Origin of the sequence: Actinokineospora diospyrosa (assembly GCF_024171925.1) — a bacterium.
Classification (GTDB): Bacteria; Actinomycetota; Actinomycetes; order Mycobacteriales; family Pseudonocardiaceae; genus Actinokineospora; species Actinokineospora diospyrosa.
Genome location: NZ_JAMTCO010000024.1, coordinates 34,405 through 52,982, shown reverse-complemented (window position 1 = coordinate 52,982; position 18,578 = coordinate 34,405). Strand labels below are relative to the sequence as shown.

9 protein-coding genes are annotated in these 18,578 nt (G+C 71.1%); 3 read left to right on the top strand and 6 right to left on the bottom strand.

Annotation, left to right across the window (positions count from 1 at the left end):
• Nucleotides 1–66 precede the first annotated feature (66 nt).
• A complete protein-coding gene (locus LV75_RS34295; RefSeq protein ID WP_253891706.1) occupies nucleotides 67–870 on the top strand; it encodes a hypothetical protein in 804 nt (267 codons plus the stop codon).
• A 293-nt stretch (nucleotides 871–1,163) separates the two neighbouring features.
• Here the strand turns inward: LV75_RS34295 and LV75_RS34290 are convergent, their stop codons facing one another.
• Nucleotides 1,164–1,514: a DUF5997 family protein gene (locus LV75_RS34290; protein WP_372504304.1), complete on the bottom strand. Its 351-nt coding sequence runs from the start codon at nucleotides 1,512–1,514 to the stop codon at nucleotides 1,164–1,166.
• 75 nt (nucleotides 1,515–1,589) lie between these two features.
• Between LV75_RS34290 and LV75_RS34285 the strand changes: the two genes are divergently transcribed.
• Entirely contained in the window at nucleotides 1,590–2,276 is a 687-nt protein-coding gene (locus LV75_RS34285; protein WP_253891704.1) for a LysR family substrate-binding domain-containing protein, read from the top strand.
• Between the two features lie 3 nt (nucleotides 2,277–2,279).
• Here the strand turns inward: LV75_RS34285 and LV75_RS34280 are convergent, their stop codons facing one another.
• From LV75_RS34280 to LV75_RS34270, 3 genes are all read right to left on the bottom strand, one after another.
• Nucleotides 2,280–2,774 carry a hypothetical protein gene (locus LV75_RS34280; RefSeq protein WP_253891703.1) on the bottom strand — a complete coding sequence of 165 codons (495 nt, stop codon included), beginning with the start codon at nucleotides 2,772–2,774 and terminating at the stop codon, nucleotides 2,280–2,282.
• Nucleotides 2,775–3,251: 477 nt separating this feature from the next.
• Nucleotides 3,252–3,707: a DoxX family protein gene (locus LV75_RS34275; protein WP_253891702.1), complete on the bottom strand. Its 456-nt coding sequence runs from the start codon at nucleotides 3,705–3,707 to the stop codon at nucleotides 3,252–3,254.
• A gap of 126 nt (nucleotides 3,708–3,833) precedes the next feature.
• Nucleotides 3,834–5,111, bottom strand: coding sequence for an amidase family protein (locus LV75_RS34270; protein ID WP_253891701.1), 1,278 nt, complete (start codon nucleotides 5,109–5,111; stop codon nucleotides 3,834–3,836).
• A 185-nt stretch (nucleotides 5,112–5,296) separates the two neighbouring features.
• Between LV75_RS34270 and nagB the strand changes: the two genes are divergently transcribed.
• The gene (nagB, locus tag LV75_RS34265) at nucleotides 5,297–6,079 is read left to right on the top strand and encodes a glucosamine-6-phosphate deaminase (RefSeq protein ID WP_253891700.1); all 783 of its coding nucleotides are present in this window, start codon (nucleotides 5,297–5,299) and stop codon (nucleotides 6,077–6,079) included.
• Between the two features lie 416 nt (nucleotides 6,080–6,495).
• On the opposite strand, the gene LV75_RS34260 is transcribed toward nagB, so the two are convergent.
• Together LV75_RS34260 and LV75_RS34255 are read right to left on the bottom strand one after the other, a co-directional pair.
• Entirely contained in the window at nucleotides 6,496–8,232 is a 1,737-nt protein-coding gene (locus LV75_RS34260) for an NlpC/P60 family protein (protein WP_253891699.1), read from the bottom strand.
• A gap of 116 nt (nucleotides 8,233–8,348) precedes the next feature.
• Nucleotides 8,349–18,566 carry a non-ribosomal peptide synthetase/type I polyketide synthase gene (locus LV75_RS34255; RefSeq protein WP_253891698.1) on the bottom strand — a complete coding sequence of 3,406 codons (10,218 nt, stop codon included), beginning with the start codon at nucleotides 18,564–18,566 and terminating at the stop codon, nucleotides 8,349–8,351.
• Nucleotides 18,567–18,578: the final 12 nt, after the last annotated feature.

Here is an 18,578-nt window from a genome sequence, read left to right as displayed (position 1 = left end):
TGGGGTCCGCTGGTCAGCGCCGGAGTCGGGTACGCGATCGACCACAGTTGGAAGTAGGTTGGGTCGGTGTCTGCATTGTTGCTGGTCACCGACCTGACCTACCCCGCTCGCGGTCGTCGCTACGGCGATGAGGACGCGTACCTGTCCGCCCGCCTGCGGGAGTCCTTCGACGTCGCGTTGTGCCACCCGTTGGACGCGGTCGCGTTGATGGACCGGTTCGACGTGGTCGTGGTGCGCAACAGCGGGCCGGTGATGAACTACCCGGCTGAGTACGCGGCCTTTCGGGCGCGGGCCCTGGAGCGCGGGGCCGCCGTGTACAACCCGCTGGGCGGGCGCGGTGACATGGCGGGCAAGCAGTACCTCGTGGACCTGACGGCGGCGGGGTACCCGGTGATCCCCACGGTCGACAAGCTCGCGGATGTGGACCGGCTGCCCCAGGTGGAGACCTTTGTGGTCAAACCGAAGGCGGGCGCGGACTCAGCGGGACTCACCTTCACCACGCGCGACGGCATCGACACGAGCGGCGATGTGCTGATCCAGCCCCGGGTCGACTTCGAGTACGAGGTCTCGTTCTACTTCGTCGACCACCGGTTCCACTACGCGCTCTACGCGCCCGACCCCGCTCGCCGCTGGGAGCTGACCGAGTACCGGCCGAGCGGCGACGACTTGGCGTTCGCGCAGCGGTTCATCGACTGGAACACCCTCACCCACGGCATCCAGCGGGTCGACGCCTGCCGGACCGGGGCCGGGTTGCTGCTCGTCGAACTCGAGGACCTCAACCCGTACCTGTCGCTCGACCTCGTCCCCGAGGCGACCCGCGACACCTTCATCCACGCCGTCGCGCAGTCCGTGCGGTCACTGCTCGGCTAAGACAAGAGGCGACCGTGCGGCCCTGGATACCCGCCGCGGCCGACTTTCCCCGCACGGGAACCGATACCCGACTTCAGGGTGGTCGCCGACTCCGCTCGCGATGGGTCGTGCCACCGCGGTTCACCCCGCCAGGGACTGGGAAACCGGCGCCCGGTGTCCATAGCATTGGCGGTGTTCGGAGCCGACGGGACTGTCCACACCGGAAAGTCGACCGTCACCCAGAGCGCGGGTCTCCTCATCGGACGCCAGGTCCGGTGGGGGGACCCGCACCACATCCCCGGACCGGCGGTGCTTCAGGACCGCGGGCGAACCGACTTCAGCCGCTCGGTCTCCTTGCGGAACTCCGCCTGGGTCTCCTGCTCGCGGCGCAGCCAGTCCGGGTCCTCGGCCTTGATGGCCTCGATCTCCGCGGTGGTCAGCGCGTCGGTGAGCCCGGCGCGGGTGAGGCCCCCGATCGACACCCGCAGCTTGGCCGCCACCACCTGCCGCGGGTGCGGACCGTCGCGGCGCAGGTCCCGCAGCCAGGTGGGCGGATCGGTCTGCAGCGCGTTGAGGTCGTCGCGGCTGATCGGGCCTTCCTGGAACTCGGCGGGGGTGGCCTCCAGGTAGACGCCAAGCTTCTTCGCCGCGGTGGCGGGCTTCATCGTTTGGGGGGTCTTGCGCGCCGAGGTCATGGGGGCAAGCGTAGCGGGGGCGTTCACGGGCGGTAGTCTGACCTGGTGACAGGGTCGGACGTGGGTGCCCCCTTCAGGCTCGCGTACGTGCCGGGGGTGACGCCCACCAAGTGGGTGCGGATGTGGGCGCAACGCTCCCCCGAACTCCCGCTGGAGCTCAGCCAGCTCGCCGCCGCGGACGCCCCCCAGGCCGTGCGCGACCGCCGCGTCGACGCCGCCCTGCTCCGCGTGCCCGCCGACCGCAGCGGCCTGCACGCCATCCCCCTCTACACCGAGACCACCGTCGTGGTGATCCCCAAGGACCACCTCCTCACCGCCACCGACGAGCTGACCCCCGCGGACCTGGCCGACGAGATCGCCCTGCACCCCCTCGACGACACCCTCGGCTGGGACCACCCACCCGGCCACCCGGCCCTCGACCGCCCAGCCACGACCGGCGACGCGATCGAACTGGTGGCCGCGGGCATCGGCCTCCTCGTCGTCCCCCAGTCCCTCGCCCGCCTGCACCACCGCCGGGACTTGACGTACCGCACGCTGGTGGACGCCCCCCAGTCCCAGGTCGCCCTGTCCTGGCTGGAGGACGAGACCACCGACGCCGTGGAACACCTGATCGGCATCGTCCGCGGCCGCACCACCAACAGCACCCGCGGCCGCCAACCCGCCCCGGTGGAACCCAAGCCCGCCCCCAAGCGCCGCCCCACCCCACCGCGCGCGAAGCAACGCCGCCGCTAGTCCTCAGTAGACAGATGTGGCCGCGGCCAACTCCACCATCCGGTCGATGGCGAACCGCCGCTGCGCCGACTGCGGTTGCCCGGCGGCCTGATCGAGGAGCTCCCGGTACCGGTCGAGTCCGGCCCGCCCGAGGATCTGCCCGTAATCCGGCAGCACGGTGAGGAACACCCCGTTCTCACTGGCCAGCGCGAGGGCCACCAGACTCTCCGCCAGCTCCACAGGATCCGGCTCCCCCGCCGCGCAGGCATCAAAGTGCACCACCTGCACCCGCTCCAACACGTCGTCCACAAGCCCCCCATCATCATCAACATCCGCCGCCTCGAGCAGCTCAACCGCGTACTCAGCCAACCGAACCACCTCCCGCGGACGACTCGCGATCAGCGCCTCCAGCTCACGCACCACTTCCCGCGCCCCCTCGAAGTACGCCCAAGCCCCGTCCTCATCGATGTACCCCTCCACCTCAAGCACCCGCCGAAGCCGCTCCCGGACCTCATCCACCACAACCACCCTCCACACACTTCTGTCCACAACAGACCCCTCACTGGCCTGCGTCTCCCCCTCAGGATCCCAGAACCCCCACCACCGATCTGCCCCAGCCTCACCTACCCCACCAACCGTCGGGCAGCTCTCTGCGCCACTTCACCCTGTACCCGACCGCCCCCGCAGTACCAGCCACCGGACACCCGGATCCAACTCGGCTCTACTGTGCGGTCCTGCCACGGGTGTCGTGGGGCCCCACGCACAACAAGTACGCCCCATCGGGCTTACCACGCAGCACCGACAAAACAGCTGCGGCGACGAAGATCTGCGAACAGCAGCAAACGTTGTGGACCACCGACCACCACAACCGCCCCGCCAAGATCAACTGGATCGAGAGCCCCCGATACAGCCTACGAGAGCGCACCGACAAACCGGGAGCAGCAAAAGGAACCTGTGGACAAACGAACCGGTTGTGGACAACCTGCCCACAACCCCTCAACCAGCAGCCGCCCGTGCCTCAACATCCCCGCCCCGCGGCGCCTCCAACGCAAAGATTGCCAGCGCAGCGCAAATCAGCACCAAGTTCTTCAACACGAACTCGCCCGTAGCGGTCAGAAGCAACGGGTTGCTGTCGTGCACCGCCATGGCCGGGACCTGGACGAACACCAAGAACGTCCCCGCCAGGTGCGCCGCAACCGCGACCGGCGCGAGGCGTCGGAATGTGCCTGCCAGGAGCAGCAGGCCCAGGACGATCTCGACCGCCCCCAAAGCCGGTAATAGCCACGGACCGTGCACCCACGGCATCGTTGCCCGGACCAGGTCTTCGACCGGCGACTGGCCGATCACTTTCAGGACGCCGAACCACAGGTAGACCAGGGCCAACGAGATCCGCAGGGCGGGCAGCGCGAGTCGTGCAGGGGTGACGGTTGGGCGGGTGGGGAGTGTCTTCATCGCGTACCCCTGTGGTCGGCCGGGCAGGTCGATCCAGGGTAGGTCAGTGCGCGAGAGTTGGTCTAGACCATTGATCTTGTCGGGCGTTCACACTTCCACGATCTAGATGGTGACCACTGTGGACAGTCAGACCGCGAGGGCGGCGGCGATCTGGAGCAGGGTGGCGTCGGCGTGGACGCGGGTTTCCAGGCAGGCGCCGACGGGGAGGCCGTCGGGGGTCTTGCCTACGGGTAGGGAGATCATGGGGATGCCCGCGACCGTACCGGGGGTGACGTTGCGGGTCACGGTGGGGAAGGTGGCGACGAGACGGCCGTTGAGGCTGGTGAGGTCGTCGGCGCCGAGCAGTGGGGGTGGGACCGGGGAGGTGGGCGCGAGCACGACGTCCACGCGCTGGAACAGGTCGGCGTAGTGGCGGCGGAGGGTCCAGCGGTCGGCGCGGGCGGACCGGTAGGCGCCGACGGGCAGCGGTGTGGCCATTTGTTCAATGAGGGCGCGGACGTCGGGCGAGGCGATGTGGTGGTGCCATTCGTCGATCGGGTGGTCGATACGCGGGGTCAGTAGGCGTGGGGCTTCATGGAAGACAAGGGTGTTCCCGCTGTGCGACAAGGCATCGAGCTCGGTCAGGTCGAGGTCGACCAGGTGGGCGCCGGATCGCTCCACAGTGGACACGAAGTCGGCGAGGACGACCGCTATGTCCGGACTGAGGTCGTCGAAGCGGTTGCGGGGTATGCCGATGCGCAGCCCGGCGAGACTGACCGGCGGAGCAGCGGGCTCGCCGGTGATGAGCTCGTCGATGATGCGGACGTCTTCGGGGGTGTGGGCGTGGATGCCGATTGTGTCGCGGGTGCCCGAGAGGTTCACGACGCCATCGCCGGGGTACCGGCCGGTGGTGGGGCGGAAGCCGACGATGCCGCAGTAGGCGGCGGGGATGGTGACCGAGCCGCCGGTATCGGTACCAAGCGCGAACGGCACGACCCCCAGGGCGACGCTCGCCGCGCTGCCGCCGCTCGATCCCCCTGCCGATTTGGTCGGGTCCGCCGGGTTGCGGACCGGGCCGAAAGCGGCGTTGTTGCTCGTGATGCCGAAGGCCAACTCGTGCAGGTTGGTCTTGCCGAGGACGACGGCGCCCGCGTGGCGAATGGCGTCGACCAGGCCGGCGTCCACCTCGGCGGGCGTGGCGCGGAGCAGCCGACTACCGGCGGTTGTCGGGCATCCCTCGACGTCGATGTTGTCCTTCACCGAGAAGGGGATCCCGGCGAGCGCGCCACCACCGTGGGTGATGTCGGTGGCCACGCTGATCCAGTCGCCGTGGCCGGATCGCCCGGCCGCGGCGCGGGCCAGCGCGAGGTGGTGGGCCCGGCGGGGCGGGTCGAGCGCCAGCCAGTCGGTCAGTGTGGTGGGCACCTCGGCGAGTTCCTTCCGGCGCGGGTGGAGGTCGCACCGTAAGTTCGGTGGGCGGACGGGTCAATGACCGTGCGCGAACACAGCTGTGCACCCCGTGCACGTGGTCGGGCGGACACCGGGGGTGTCCGCTTGCTATTATTGGTCTATACCAAACCGGTCGCGGTTGGCTCGAGGACAGGAAGCACATGGAGATCGTGATCGTTGCCGACCGCGCGGCGGTGGGCGAGGTGGCCGCCGGGGCGATCGCCGACCTGGTCGGCGCGAAGCCGGGGGCACTGGTCGGGGTGGCGACCGGGTCCAGCCCGCTGCCGGTGTACACCTCCCTCGCGCGCCGCGTCGCCGCGGGCGAGCTGGACGTCAGCCAGGTGCGGGTGTGCCAGCTCGACGAGTACGTCGGCCTGCCGCCCGGGCACCCGGAGAGCTACCGGGCGGTCATCGAGCGGGAGGTCCTGACCCCGCTCGGGCTGACCACGGAGTCCTTCCTCGGGCCGGACGGCGCCGCCGCCGACCTGCCCGCCGCTTGCGCCGCCTACGAGCAGGCGCTGCGCGACGCGGGCGGGGTCGACCTGCAACTGCTGGGTATCGGGTCGGACGGGCACATCGGGTTCAACGAGCCGTGCTCGTCGTTCAGCTCGCGCACCCGGGTCAAGACCCTCACCCAGCGCACCCGCCTGGACAACGCCCGCTTCTTCGGCAGCCTCGACGAGGTGCCGTGGCACGTGGTCACCCAGGGCATCGCCACGATCAGCGACGCCCGCCACCTGGTCCTGGTCGCGACCGGCGAATCCAAAGCCGAGGCCATCGCCCTCGCCGTCGAGGGCCCCCTGGCCGCCGTGACCCCCGCCTCGGCCCTGCAACTGCACCCCCACGCCACCGTCATCGTCGACGAGTCCGCCGCCAGCCGCCTCAAGCACGCCGACTACTTCCGAGCCACCTACGCCGCCAAGCCGACCTGGCAGAAGCTCTGACCGGAGAGCGCTGCTCTCCTTCGCGAGCGCCGCTCACAAACAAGAGCACCGCTCTCGCGATCAACACCGAGTCGACACAGAGAACAACGCCCACAACGCAGAGCACTGCTCTCTTATGAGAGCAGTGCTCTGGCTTTCGCGGCACTCCCCGCGAACTCCACCCCCGGTCAACCCGGCACGAGAGCGCTGCCCGCCGCTGGCGTCCCGTCCTGCAGTGGCCGACACCTTCAGGGGCTGCGGCAGACCCAACGAGGCGAGAGCGCCGCTCTTGAATCAGAGCGCCATTCACTTGAGAGAGCAATGCTCTTGATGGAGAGCACTGCTCTTTGTGCGAGCACTGCTCTCCATCAGAGGCGGGCGGGCGGTACTCGTCGCAATGAGCGGCGTCCAGGCGAGTGCGAGCGGTGCTCTCGGATCTAGAAGCGGCGGATGATGCGGAGGGACGTCGCGTAGGTGCCGGGGCCGTCGAGGGTGGAGGGGCCGCCCAGGTCGGAGAGGGTGGGGCCGTTGACGGTTTTGCGGCTGGAGATGAAGCGGGCGTGGCCTGCGGGGTCTGGGCCGAAGTAGATGCCGACGTGGTCCAGTTCGGCGGTGGGGTCCGGGTCGGCGTCGAAGCAGACGATGTCGCCGATCTGGAGGTTGGGGTAGGGCGGGGCCGTGGTGTCGTCGCGGTGGACGATCACGCCGGGGCCGTGCGGGCCGATGTCGCGGGAGCGGCGCGGGAGCGTGGTCCCGTCGAAGCTCGCGGGGTTGTCGTAGACCACGGGGATACCCAGGTGGTAGCCGAACACCATGCGCACCATGCCGGAGCAGTCCAGCGTGCGCAGCCACTCCGCGGTACCCGCGGGCCTGGTCTCGCCGCTCTGGAACGTCCACGGGATCCCCATGTACTCGTGGAAGTCCGCGCCCTCCACCCGCGTCCCGTCCGGGTTGAGCGGCCCGTAGCCCGACTCCCCCAGCACCTGCGCCCCGCCCTGCGCGGGCGAGTTGTACGGCGCCGCACCCGTCGAGAGCATCGCGGCCAGGGCCAGGGCGTCCGGCGAGATGTCGGTCGGCCACGCCCGCACCCGCTGCTCCACCGCGGGCGTCCACGTCCCGCTGTACGCCGTCGGCAGGACCCGCACCCACGTGTCGTGCGTGACCACCGGCGGCGTCGCCCACACGCCGCTGCCCGCGAACTCGTGCACGTACACCCGGCTCGGCACCGCGGTGCTGTTCTTCGAGGCGATCGCGCGGATGCCGAGTTTGCCCGCGCCGAACGTCGCGTCGTCCAGGACGTGCGTCCACGTGCTCGGCTCGGCCAGGTCGGACCGCCACGCCCTGGCGCGCAGGGTGATCCCGGTCCGCTCGACCCGGATCCGCCACCGCTGGTTGGCCGCGTACCCGGTGCCGACCTGCACCGCGGCCGCCAGCGTGCTCACCACGTCGGCCTGTTCCTTCTCGACGCTGAGGCGCACCAGCCCGGCCGAGGTCACCGCGAGTCGGGCTCGGTAGTGGTTGTCGTAGCCCTGGTAGGCGAAGGTGAGCGAGACGGAGGTGTCCGCGCCCGCGGGCACGGCCTCGAGGCTGACCAGCGCGGTCGCGGAGAAGTCGGCGATGTTCGGGTCGTTGAGCGTGGTGAAGTAGCTGGAGTTGTTCTGCGACAACAGGATCACACCACGGCCGGGCTCGACGTAGTAGTTCGCCGGGGCGCCGTTGGCGGTGGTCCAGGTGCCACCGCCCGGGGACATCCCCCAGTCGCCGGTGAAGGTGCGGGCGAACGCGTCGACGAAGGGCCGCTTCTGCTCGGTGAACGTGCGGCGGGGGCCGCGGACGGTCACGGTCTTGGCGCCGGTGGTCAGCACGGCCAGGACCCCGCGCGAGTCGGAGACCTGGGTGCGCGCGGGCGTCCCCGGCAGGACCTGCACCGTCAGCGGTTCCCGGACCGCGTCGGGGAACCAGGTCGGTTCGCCGAACGCGATCATCCCCGGGATGCGGTTCTGCGCGAACTCCACCCCGGTCGCGGCTTGACCAGCCGCGGCAGCTTGACCAGTGGCAGCTTGACCTGCGGTGGCCTGGCCAGTGGCGGCGCTCGCGGTGGCCGTCCCGACCAGCGGTGCGGCGGCGGTCGAGGCGAGCGCGGCCAGCACGGATCTACGGTTGAACGAAGGCATGACGAACTCCCCCAGAGAGTCACGGCGTTCCGACCACCGACCTTAGGTGATCGGCGATCTTCCGACAACGGTGTTCGGCACCACCGGCCAGCTAGTCCATTGAGGACAATCAAGCTTCACCCCAGCGAATCCCGCAACGTCGACTCGAACCGCTTGAGCCAGCCGGTGATCGTCGACTCGTCGAACAGGTCGGTCGAGTACTCGGCGACCACCGTCAACGCGTCCTGCGCCGGGACCAGCACCACGTACAGCTCCGTCCTGGCCATCCCGGGGTGCGTGAGGGCCCGGACCGTGCACGAGGCGCCGGGTAGGGACAGCTCCGCGGGCGGGGTGGTGACGACGGTGAAGTACACGTCCGGGTGCGGTTTGTCGATGGTGATCGTCGGGTCGACGAGCCGCGAGGCCTCGACCAGCGGCAGGGCCTGGTGGTCGAGCGCCCGGTAGACCGTCTCCCCGAGTTCGGTGACGAGCGCGTCGAAGTCGCCGGTCAGCCGAGTGCGCAGGAGGACGCCCTCCCCCACCGAGCCAATCACCGAGTCAAGGTCGGGGTGCAGCCGGTTGGTGCTCGAGGTCGCGAGGACGAGGTCGGTGCGCTCGGCTAGGGCGCCGATCCACACCGCGACGGCGCCGGCCAGCACGATCGACGGTGTGGTGCCCGGGGCGGCGGCGCGGTCGCGGACCCGGGGCATGACGTCGTCGATGACCAGGTGGGCCAGGCCACCACGGCCGGACAGCACTTCGGGGCGGGGGCGGTCGGTGGGCAAACCGGTGCGCAGCGAGACATCGGCGAGTTCCGCGCGCCAGAAGCGTTCCAGCTCAGGCCGCCTGCGGTCCGCCTCCGCCTGCCGGGCGCCCATGACCTCCAGGTACGCCGGTGCGGGGTCGAGCGTGGCGCCCGTGTACAGCGCCGCCAGTTCCCGCCACATCAGGCCGAGCGACCAGGCGTCGCTGATGCAGTGGTGCACGGCGACCATCAGCGTCCACCGGTCGGCCAGCCTGCCGAGCCCGAGCCGGAACAGCGGCGCCGAGGTCAGGTCGAACGAGGTGTCGGCGACCTCGCGGCACCAGCGCTCGAGGTCGTCCGGGGTGTCGAACTCCAGCACCGGCAGGGCGACCGGCACCGCGTCGAGCACCGCCACCTCGCCGCCCGCGACCGGCCGCAGCCGGAACGCCTGGTGCCTGCGCACGAGTTCCTCGAACGCCCGGGTGAGCGCGGGCACGTCCAGGTGGCCGGTGATGTCGACGCGGGTCGCGATGGTGAACACCGCCGGGTTCCCGCAGGTCTGGCCCTTGCGCCACATCCGCCACATCGGCGGCGGCATCGGCTGGGTGTCCACTCGCGACAGCAGTCCGGCCACCGCGCGGATGGTCGGGTTGCGGAAGAACTCGGTCATCGACAGCCGGACGTCGTGGTCGCGGGCGAGCCGGTTCACCAGCCGGACCGCGCCGAGCGAGTGGCCGCCGAGCTCGAAGAACGACCGCGTCACCGGCACCGCGGTGATCCCCAACTCCGCGCACCACGCGTCGTGCAGGGACCGCTCCAACTCCGTCTCCGGCGTGTCGGCGGGCGCCGCCTCGGTCGACGGGGCGGGCAGCCTCGACTGGTCCAGTTTGCCGTTCACCGTGACCGGCAACCGGTCGAGCCGAACCCATTGGCGCGGCACGAGGTACTCGGGCAGGAGTTCACCCAGTCGGCTCTCGAGTTCCTTGATGGCCAGGGAAGGTGGAACGACGTAGCCGACCAGTTCCCGTTCCCCGTGCGCGTCCTGGCGGACCACCACGGCCGCGTCGCGCACCCCGGGCAGCCCGGCCAGCACGACCTCGACCTCCGCGGGTTCGACCCGGTGGCCGCGGATCTTCACCTGCGCGTCGCGCCTGCTGACGTACTCGATCTCTCCGTCGGACCGCCACCGCCCGAGGTCGCCCGAGCGGTAGGCACCATCCACAAAGGCTTCAGACTGGATCCCGAGGTACCCGTCGGCCACGGCGAGCCCGGCGACCTCGATCTCCCCGACGGCCCCCACCGGCACGTCGTGCCCGCGTGGGTCCACCACGCGGATCCGCACCCCGGGGATCGGCCCCCCGATCGGCGGGCGAGCCGGGCCGGTGATGTCCACCCGGTGCGAGGTGACGATGATCGTGGTCTCGGTCGGCCCGTACTGGTTGTAGAGCGCGCACTCCGCGTGTTCGGTGAAGAAGTCGCGCAGCGCCGGGGTGAGGACCATCTGCTCCCCCGCCGCGAACACCTCGCGCAGCGACGGCAACGACGGCCGTGACTCCACGAGGTACTTCAGCGGCGTGTACGGCAGGAACAACCGCTCGACCGAGTGTGCCGCCACCACGGCGGCCAAGTCGTGCCGGTCCTGCTCGTCCACCAAGACGAGTGCGGCGCCGGACGCGAGCGTGGTGAACACCTCCTGCACGCTGACGTCGAACGACAGCGACGTCCACTGCGCGGTCCGCGCGGGTTCGAACGTCTTCAGGTGCCACTGGATCAGGTTCACCGGTGCGCGGTGCGGTACCACCACACCCTTCGGTCGACCGGATGACCCCGACGTGTAGATGCAGTACGCCGGGTCGAGCGGGCTCACCACGGGAAGTGTCCCAGTAGGACTCGCCACGATGTCCTCGACGAACAGCACCCGCTCGGCGACCAACCCCGGGTGCCGAGCGAGGGTGTCCCGGTCGGTGACCAGCACCCGCGCCCCGCTGTCGGTGACCAGCATGCTCAACCGCGCCGTGGGCAGAGCCGGATCCATTGGCACATAAGCAGATCCGCTCTTGAGCACACCCAGCACCGCCGAGATCAACTCCGGCCCGCGCGGCAGCAGCACCGCCACGAACCGGCCACTCACCTGGTGGGCCACCTGCGCAGCGCGCGTGTCCAGCTCCCGGTAGGTGACCTCGTGGTCGCCCGCCACCAAGGCCACCGCGTCCGGCGTCCGCGCGACCTGCCGCTCGACCAGCTGGTGCAGGCACAGGTCCGGCTCGGGCACCGGCGCGCCCTGCCACCGCTCGACCAGCGCCCGGTCGCTGGGCACCATCGAGGTCAACGCGGACAGCGGGGCGTCCGAGTCGCTGATCGCCCCGCGCAGGACGTGCTCGAGGTAGCCGAGCAGCCGCGCCACCGTGGCCTCGTCGAACAGCGCGGTGTCGTACTCGACCATGCAGCGCAGCCCGTCGGGGTGCTGGGTGAAGTACAGGGTCAGGTCGAACGGGGCGCGGTCGCTGGGCACGTCCAGCAGCCGGGCGCTCAGCAGTGGCGGCGCGAACCGCACCCCGGCCTCGTTCTCGAACTCCACCATCACCTGGAACAGCGGGTTCGCACCGGGGTCGCGGTCGGGGTTGATCGCGGCGACCAGTTCGTCGAACTGCGCGGCGCGGTGGTCGTACGCGTCGGCCGCGCGGGTCCTGACCTGCCCCAGCAGTGTCCCGAAGGACGGGTCGCCGGACAGGTCGGTGCGCAGCACCACGGTGTCGAGGAACAGGCCGACCTCGTGCTCCGCGCCCTCCGGCCGGTTGGCGACGGGCGTGCCGACCACCACATCGGTCTGGCCGCTGAACCGCCCCAGCACCACCGACACCGCGCCGAGCACCGCCATGAACGGGGTCGCCCGGTGCCGGGCCCCGACCTTGGCCAGTCCCGCCCGCACCTGCGGGCCGAACTCCCAGGTGAGCGACGCGCCCGCGCCGGTGCGGGTCGCCGGTCGGGGCCGGTCGCCCAGCGGTGCGGCGGACGGGAGGTCGGCCAGTTCGGCGCGCCAGAACTCCAGGTCCCGCCCCACGGCGGCCGGGTCGACGACCTCGGGCTCGCGGCTGCGCAGCGGCGGCAACTCGGGCGGCTGCGGCCAGGACCGATAGGCGGCGGCGATGTCCTGGACCAGCACCGCGGTCGACGACGAGTCGAAGACGATGTGGTGGGCCAACAGGAACAGCAGGTGCCGCTGGTCGCCCAGCTGGGCCAAGCGCGCGGTGAGCAGCGGGCCCTCGGCGAGGTCGAAGGTCTGCTCGGTCTCGCCCGCCAGCAGTTCCTGGATGACCGTGTCCGGGTCACCGCCGATCCGGTCGACCACGGGGCACTCGATGTCGATGGCGGGCAGCGGCACCCGGCGCGGCTCACCGTCGCGCTCCTGGAACACGACCCGCAGTTCCGGCTGCCGGTTGACCGCCCACTTCAGCGCGCCGATGAGCGCGTCGACGTCGAGCTCGCCCTCGAGGAGGATGCCCTTCGGTTCGTGGTAGGTGGTCTGACCGGGGTGCAACCGCTCCAGCAGCCAGATCCGCAGCTGCGCCGGGGAAAGCGGCAGGTCCCGCTCCTGGTAGCGCTGGCGGAGTCCATTGAGGAGCGGGAGCGAGTCGAGCACCTGGTCCGCGGGCACGCCGAAGTCCACGAAGCACGCGATCTCGTCGGCGCCCGCGGCCACCAGGCGGTCGACCACGCCTGCCGCCGTGGCGGGGCTCCCGATGAGCGCCCGGGACTCGCAGTAGCGGCGGTATGCCTGCTCCAGCATGAACTCGACGTCGTCGGCGGGGGTGTTGTCGAGGTCGATGTCCAGGCCCAGGCTGTTGGTCACCTGGTCGAACAGCGACAGCGACGACCTCAGGTAGTCGCTGAACGGTTGGTAGGCCTCGGCGCGGGCCTGGTCGGCGTCGGCGCCCAGGTAGGTGTGCACCAGGACGACGACCCGGCCCGCCGCGGGATCGAGGCCGTGCTCGGCGCGGGTTCGCCGGTACAGCGCGATGTTCTCGGCGAGTTGTTCGAGGCTCTGCGCCATGAGGTTAGTGACCACACCGAGGTCATTTCGCGCGGCGCGCCGGTAGCTCTCTGGGTTGCCGACCACGGCGACGTACAGCGGCGGCATCGGCTGGATCGGACTCGGGTGCAGGCGCACCTCGATCGGCTCCCCGGTGCCGGAGGTGGCCGCGACCGCAGCACCTGTCCACAATTGACGGACAGTCTCCAACTGGTCGTAGACGAGCTCGCGGTGGCGGCCGAAGTTCTCCGGTGCCAACGCGAAGTCCCCCGCGTGCCAGCCGCTCGCGACACACAGACCCACCCGGCCGCCGGACAGGTTGTCCACGACGGACCATTCCTCAGCGACCCGGATCGGGTTGTGCAGCGGTAACACGACCGAGCCCGCGTGCAGTCGGATCCGCTTGGTGCGCGCGGCGAGAGCGGCGGCGAGGACCGACGGGTTGGGGAACAGCGCGCCGAACGAGTGGAAGTGCCGTTCGGGCAGCCACACGGCGTGGAAGTCGTGTTGGTCGCCGAACTCGGTGGCGGCGTTGATGAGCCGGTACTTGTCGGCGGCCTGGTTCTCGGGGTAGTCACCGAAGAAGTAGAGGCTGAAGTCGCAGCGCGCCGTGGACGGGGCGATCGGCTGGGGTGCGGGCGCCGGAGTGGTCTGGACGGGAAACCTGGGCTGGATGGGAACGCTTGCCGGAGCGGGCACCTGGACCGGGATGGGGACCTGGACCGGAGCGGCGGCGGGCGGGGGTGTGCTGCCGGACAGGAGGGCGAATTGGCGCTCCATCAGGTCGACGAGACGCTCACTCACCCGCAACTGGTGGCTCACCACTTCCCGCACTCCGTCGGGGACCACGGCGAGCGGAGCGGCGGGAGCGGCCGCGGGGACGGCGACCGGCTCGGGTTCGGGGCGGGGCGTGACGAGCGCGGCCAGTTTGCCCGGGGTGTCGATGTCGGCGAACAGGTCGCGGACCGGGATCCGCACGTCGTACACGCGATCGAGTTCCCTGGTCAACCCCATCAGCGACAGCGAGTCGGCGCCCATCTCGAGGAACGAGCGGTCGGCCGACACAGCGTCCGGTTCCAGGCCGAGGGCCTTCGCCACCAGGTCGCGTACACCACTGATCGCCGACGGCGCCGCTTGCGCGACCACGGGGATCGCCGGAGCCGCCGCCGGGGTAGAGACGGGCTGGACGGCGAACACCGTGCGCGCGAACGGATATCCGGGCAGGGTGATCCGGCTGCCGGTGGTGATCGGCCGCCAGTCGATGGCGACTCCCCTGGTGTACAGGGCGCCCACGGCCTCACACAGGGCGGTGATCGAGTCGATCCCGTGCCGCTGGGTCGACAGCCACCTACCGTGCGCGGCCGTCGCGGCGAGCACCCCGCCGGGGCCGACTTCCAGCCAGTCCCGATCAGGCTGCTCGGACACGACGAGGTCGAACCGGACGGGCTCCCTCGCCTGGCGCACCAGGTAGTCCGCGTCCGGCCGCCAGCCGCGTGGTCGCAGCAGCCCGTCGAGCCCGCTGAGCAGTGGTGTGCGGATCGGATGTGCCGGGGTGGCGGCGGCGAGTTCGCGCAGCGCGGCCAGCGCCGGGTCCAGCGCGCTGGTGTGGAACGCCCGGTCGACCGCGAGCCTGCGGTGGCGGACGCCAGCGAGCAGCTGCTCGGCGCGGTCCAGCCCGGCTACCGGTCCCGCGAGCACCACGGAGTCGGGCGCGTTGATCGCCGCGACCTCCACACCGGACTCTTCCGCAATCCTTTGCGCAGCAGAGCTATCCATGCGCACGGCAATCATGCCGCCCTCAGGCAGGCGCGCGAACTCCCGCCCCCTGGCGGCGGTGAGACGCAGCCCGTCGGCGAGGTCGATGGCGCCAGCCACGCAGAGCGCCGCGTACTCACCGAGGCTGTGCCCGGCAACGACATCGGGCAGCACACCCAGGCTTTCCCACAGCCGAGCCAGTGCGACCTCGAACGCGAACAGGGCGGGTTGCGCCAACTCCGTTGGCCACACCTCGTTGCCCGCACCGGTGAGCAACGCGGGCACGAGACCTGGTTCGATCCGCTCGCACTCGTCGAGAACGGCGCTAAACACGGGAAAAGCGGCATACAGGTCGCGGGCCATGCCTCGGCGGGCACTACCCTGGCCGGAGAAGGCGAACACAAGCTCGGTACCCGGTGTCGTGTCGCGGGGTTCGCGCGACGCCGCCAACTCGGCCGCGGTCGAGCCGATCAGCACGGTGCGGTGGCTGTGGTGGCCACGCCCGAAGGCCATGGTGGTCGCGATGTCCGCCGCGCTGAGCCCGGGATTGGCGACGAGGTACGCGCGCAGCCGCTCCACAGCCTCCTCCAGTCCGCGCTGGTCACGACCGGAGACGGGAACGACAACCGGACGATTCGGATTCGGTTGCGCTCGCCGGGCTGGCGCCTCTTCAAGCACGACGTGCGCGTTGGTGCCGCCGACGCCGAGTGCGCTCACCCCGGCCCGCAGGGGTCCGGCCGCGGTCCACGGGCTCACGGACGTGGCCAGGACGAACGGGCTGCCGTCGAGCGGGAGCGCCGGGTTCGGGGTGGTGAGGCCGACTGTGGGGACGATCTCGCGGTGGCGCAGCATCAGCACGGTCTTGATCAAGCCCGCCATGCCCGCGCAGCTGTCCAGGTGGCCGACGTTGCCCTTCACCGACCCGAGCGCGCAGCGGGCGGCGCCGTCCTCACCCAGTGCCCGCGCCAGCGCGGTGAACTCCACCGGGTCGCCCAGTTCCGTACCAGTTCCATGTGCCTCCACATAGGACACGCTGGAGCCGGGTACCCCGGCCTTGCGCAGGGCACGCCGGATGACGTCGACCTGACCGGGCACGCTGGGCGCGGCGAACCCGACCTTGCCCGCGCCGTCGTTGTTGATCGCGGACCCGAGGATCACCGCGTGCACGGTGTCCCCGTCGGCGAGCGCCCGGTCCAGCCGCTTGAGCAGCACGGCGGCGACACCGTTGCCGCCGACCGTGCCATCGGCGCGGGCGTCGAACGGGCGGCAGCTGCCGGTCGCGGACAGGATGGATCCCGGCTGGTGCAGGTATCCCGCCTCCTGCTGGGGGAACACCGCCGCGGCGCCCGCGAGCGCGAGATCGGTCTCGCCGGAGAGCAGCGCCTGGGCCGCCAGGTGGACGGCGACGAGGGCGGTCGAGCACGCGGTCTGCACGGCGATCGCCGGACCGGTGAGGCCGAGGCGGTAGGCGACGCGGGTCGCCAGGAAGTCCGGCTGCGAGCCCAGGGTGGCCTGCATGGCGTCGTCCGGGTGCGCCGCGGCCGCCGGACCGCGCTGGTGGCCGTAGAGGTTCATGCCGGAGCCCGCGTACACGCCGACCGCGGTACCGGGGTCGGTCGTGGCGTAGCCGCCGTCCTCGAGGGCGTGGTAGCAGCACTGCAGGAACAGTCGTTGCGCCGGATCGGTGAGCCTAGCCTCCTGCGGCGTCATCCCGAAGAAGTCGGCGTCGAATGCGTCGAGGTCGTCGATCGCGCCAATGGCGGGCACCCTGGACGGGTCGGCAAGCCTTTGCGCGGGGACACCGGCCGCGACCGCCTCCGCGTCGGTGAACAGGCGGATCGCGCTGGTGCCGGATCTCAGGTCCCGCCAGAACTCCTCGGCCGTGACCGCCCCGGGGAACCGCAGCGCCATCCCGACGATCGCGATCCGGGTGTCCTCGGTGGACTCAGTGGACTCGCTGGACTCGCTGCCCGGCGGCCGCACCACCTCGGGCTCACCCGCGGTCAGGTGGGCGACGAGGGCCGCGGTGGAGGGGTGTTCGAAGAAGGCCGTGTGCGCGATGGGGTGCCCGAGTTCGCGTTCGAGGCGGGCGCGCAGTCGCACGACCGCGACCGACGTCAGACCGGCTTCGTAGAACGGCTTGTCGTCGGGCACGGGATGGCCCACGACCTCGGCGACGGCCCGCGCGACGACCGCCGAGACGTCCACCGGGCTCTCAAGCGCGGCGACGAGCCGGTCGCGCAATGCAGCGCGGCGCACCTTGCCCGACGGGGTGCGCGGGAACTCGTCGGCGTCCATCGACACAACGTGTTCGACCGTGAGGTGCAGTCCGGTGTAGAGCGCCCGGCGGATCGCGTCCGCCAGACCGGGGCCGCCGGTGTGGAACACGGCGAGCACCTCGGTCCCGGTGGCCGCGTCGGGGATCCCGCACACCGCGACACCGCCCGCGCCGATGCCGGGCACCGCGAGGACCGCTTCCTCGATCACGTGGGCGAAGTGGTTGGCGCCGTTGAGGACGATGACGTCCTGGGTGCGGCCGGTGATCACCAACTGACCGTCGGCGATGAACGCCATGTCCCCGGTGTCGAACCAGCCGTCGGCGTCGACCACCGGCGCGGGATCGCCGTGGTAGCCCGGTGTGATCCGGGGGGAGCGGATCCGCAGCCGCCCGATCCGGCCCGTCACGGGCGTTCCCCCGTGGTCGACGAGCCGCAGCTCGGTCTCCGGGGCGGGTGGACCCACCGCGACGAACGTGACGCTGTCCTCGGCGGTCGACGCCGGTTCCAGCTCGCCGCCGAGGCTCGACTTGCGCACGTGGTGAACCGAACCCGGCTCGCCCCAACGGCCGTAGGTGATCCCCGTGACGGTCTCGGCCATCCCCCACGCCGGTCGGACCGCGCCGGGCTCGATCCCGGTCGCGTCGAGGAAGCCCTCGACGACCGGCACCGTGACCTGCTCACCGCCGCACAGCACGGAGCGCACCGCGGTGAGGTCCCTGGCCTTGCGGGGCGCGTCGGAGGCGAGCCGGAAGCCGAACGCGGGCGCCCAGGTGTGGTTGACCCGGTGCGCCGCCACCAGGTCCAGCCAGCGGCTCGGGTCATCGAGGACGTGACCGGTGGGCACGTGGATGTTCGTGACGCCCGCGAACACCGGCAGCCAGTGGTAGATCAGCAGTGCGCCGCTGTGGTCGACGGGCAGCCAGTTCAGGGCCACCTCACCCGGCTGGAAGTCCAGGGTCCGCCGGGTGCTCGTGGCGAACTTGAGCAGTCCGGCCTGGGTGAGCCGAGCGGCCTTGGGCGCGCCGGTGCTGCCCGAGGACAGCATGAGCAGCACGTCACCGTCCGACTCGGTCACCAGCCCGTCGGGTTCCCCGGTTCCCAGTTCTTCCACTGTGGACACACGGGCGCCCGGCAGCGCCGGGATCGGCCCGTCGGCGACGATGAGCGGCTCACCGAGCAACCGCCAGGTGTGCCGGAGGCGGTCCAGCGCGCCCGCGTCCGGCGACTCCGCGATAGCCGCCGGGATGACGCCGCCGAGCACGCAGGCCCACAGCGCCGGGAAGAAGTCGTGGTGGGCCAACCCGCACAGCACGACGTGATCAGCTTGGCGGACACCCTGTCCACGCAGGCCGCCGAGCAACACCCGCGCCCGGCGCAGCAGTTCGAGGTAGCTGGTCAGGGTGGTGGAACCGTCCGGCAGCAGGGTCACCACACCGGCGTCGGGCCAGGTCCGCGCGGCACGCAGCAGCGCGCCCGCGATCGTGGTCGGCTCGGCGTCGACCGGCCGCGGCTCGCGGTTCCCGGCGTGCCCCGGCTGTTCCCCCATGGCGTTGCCTCC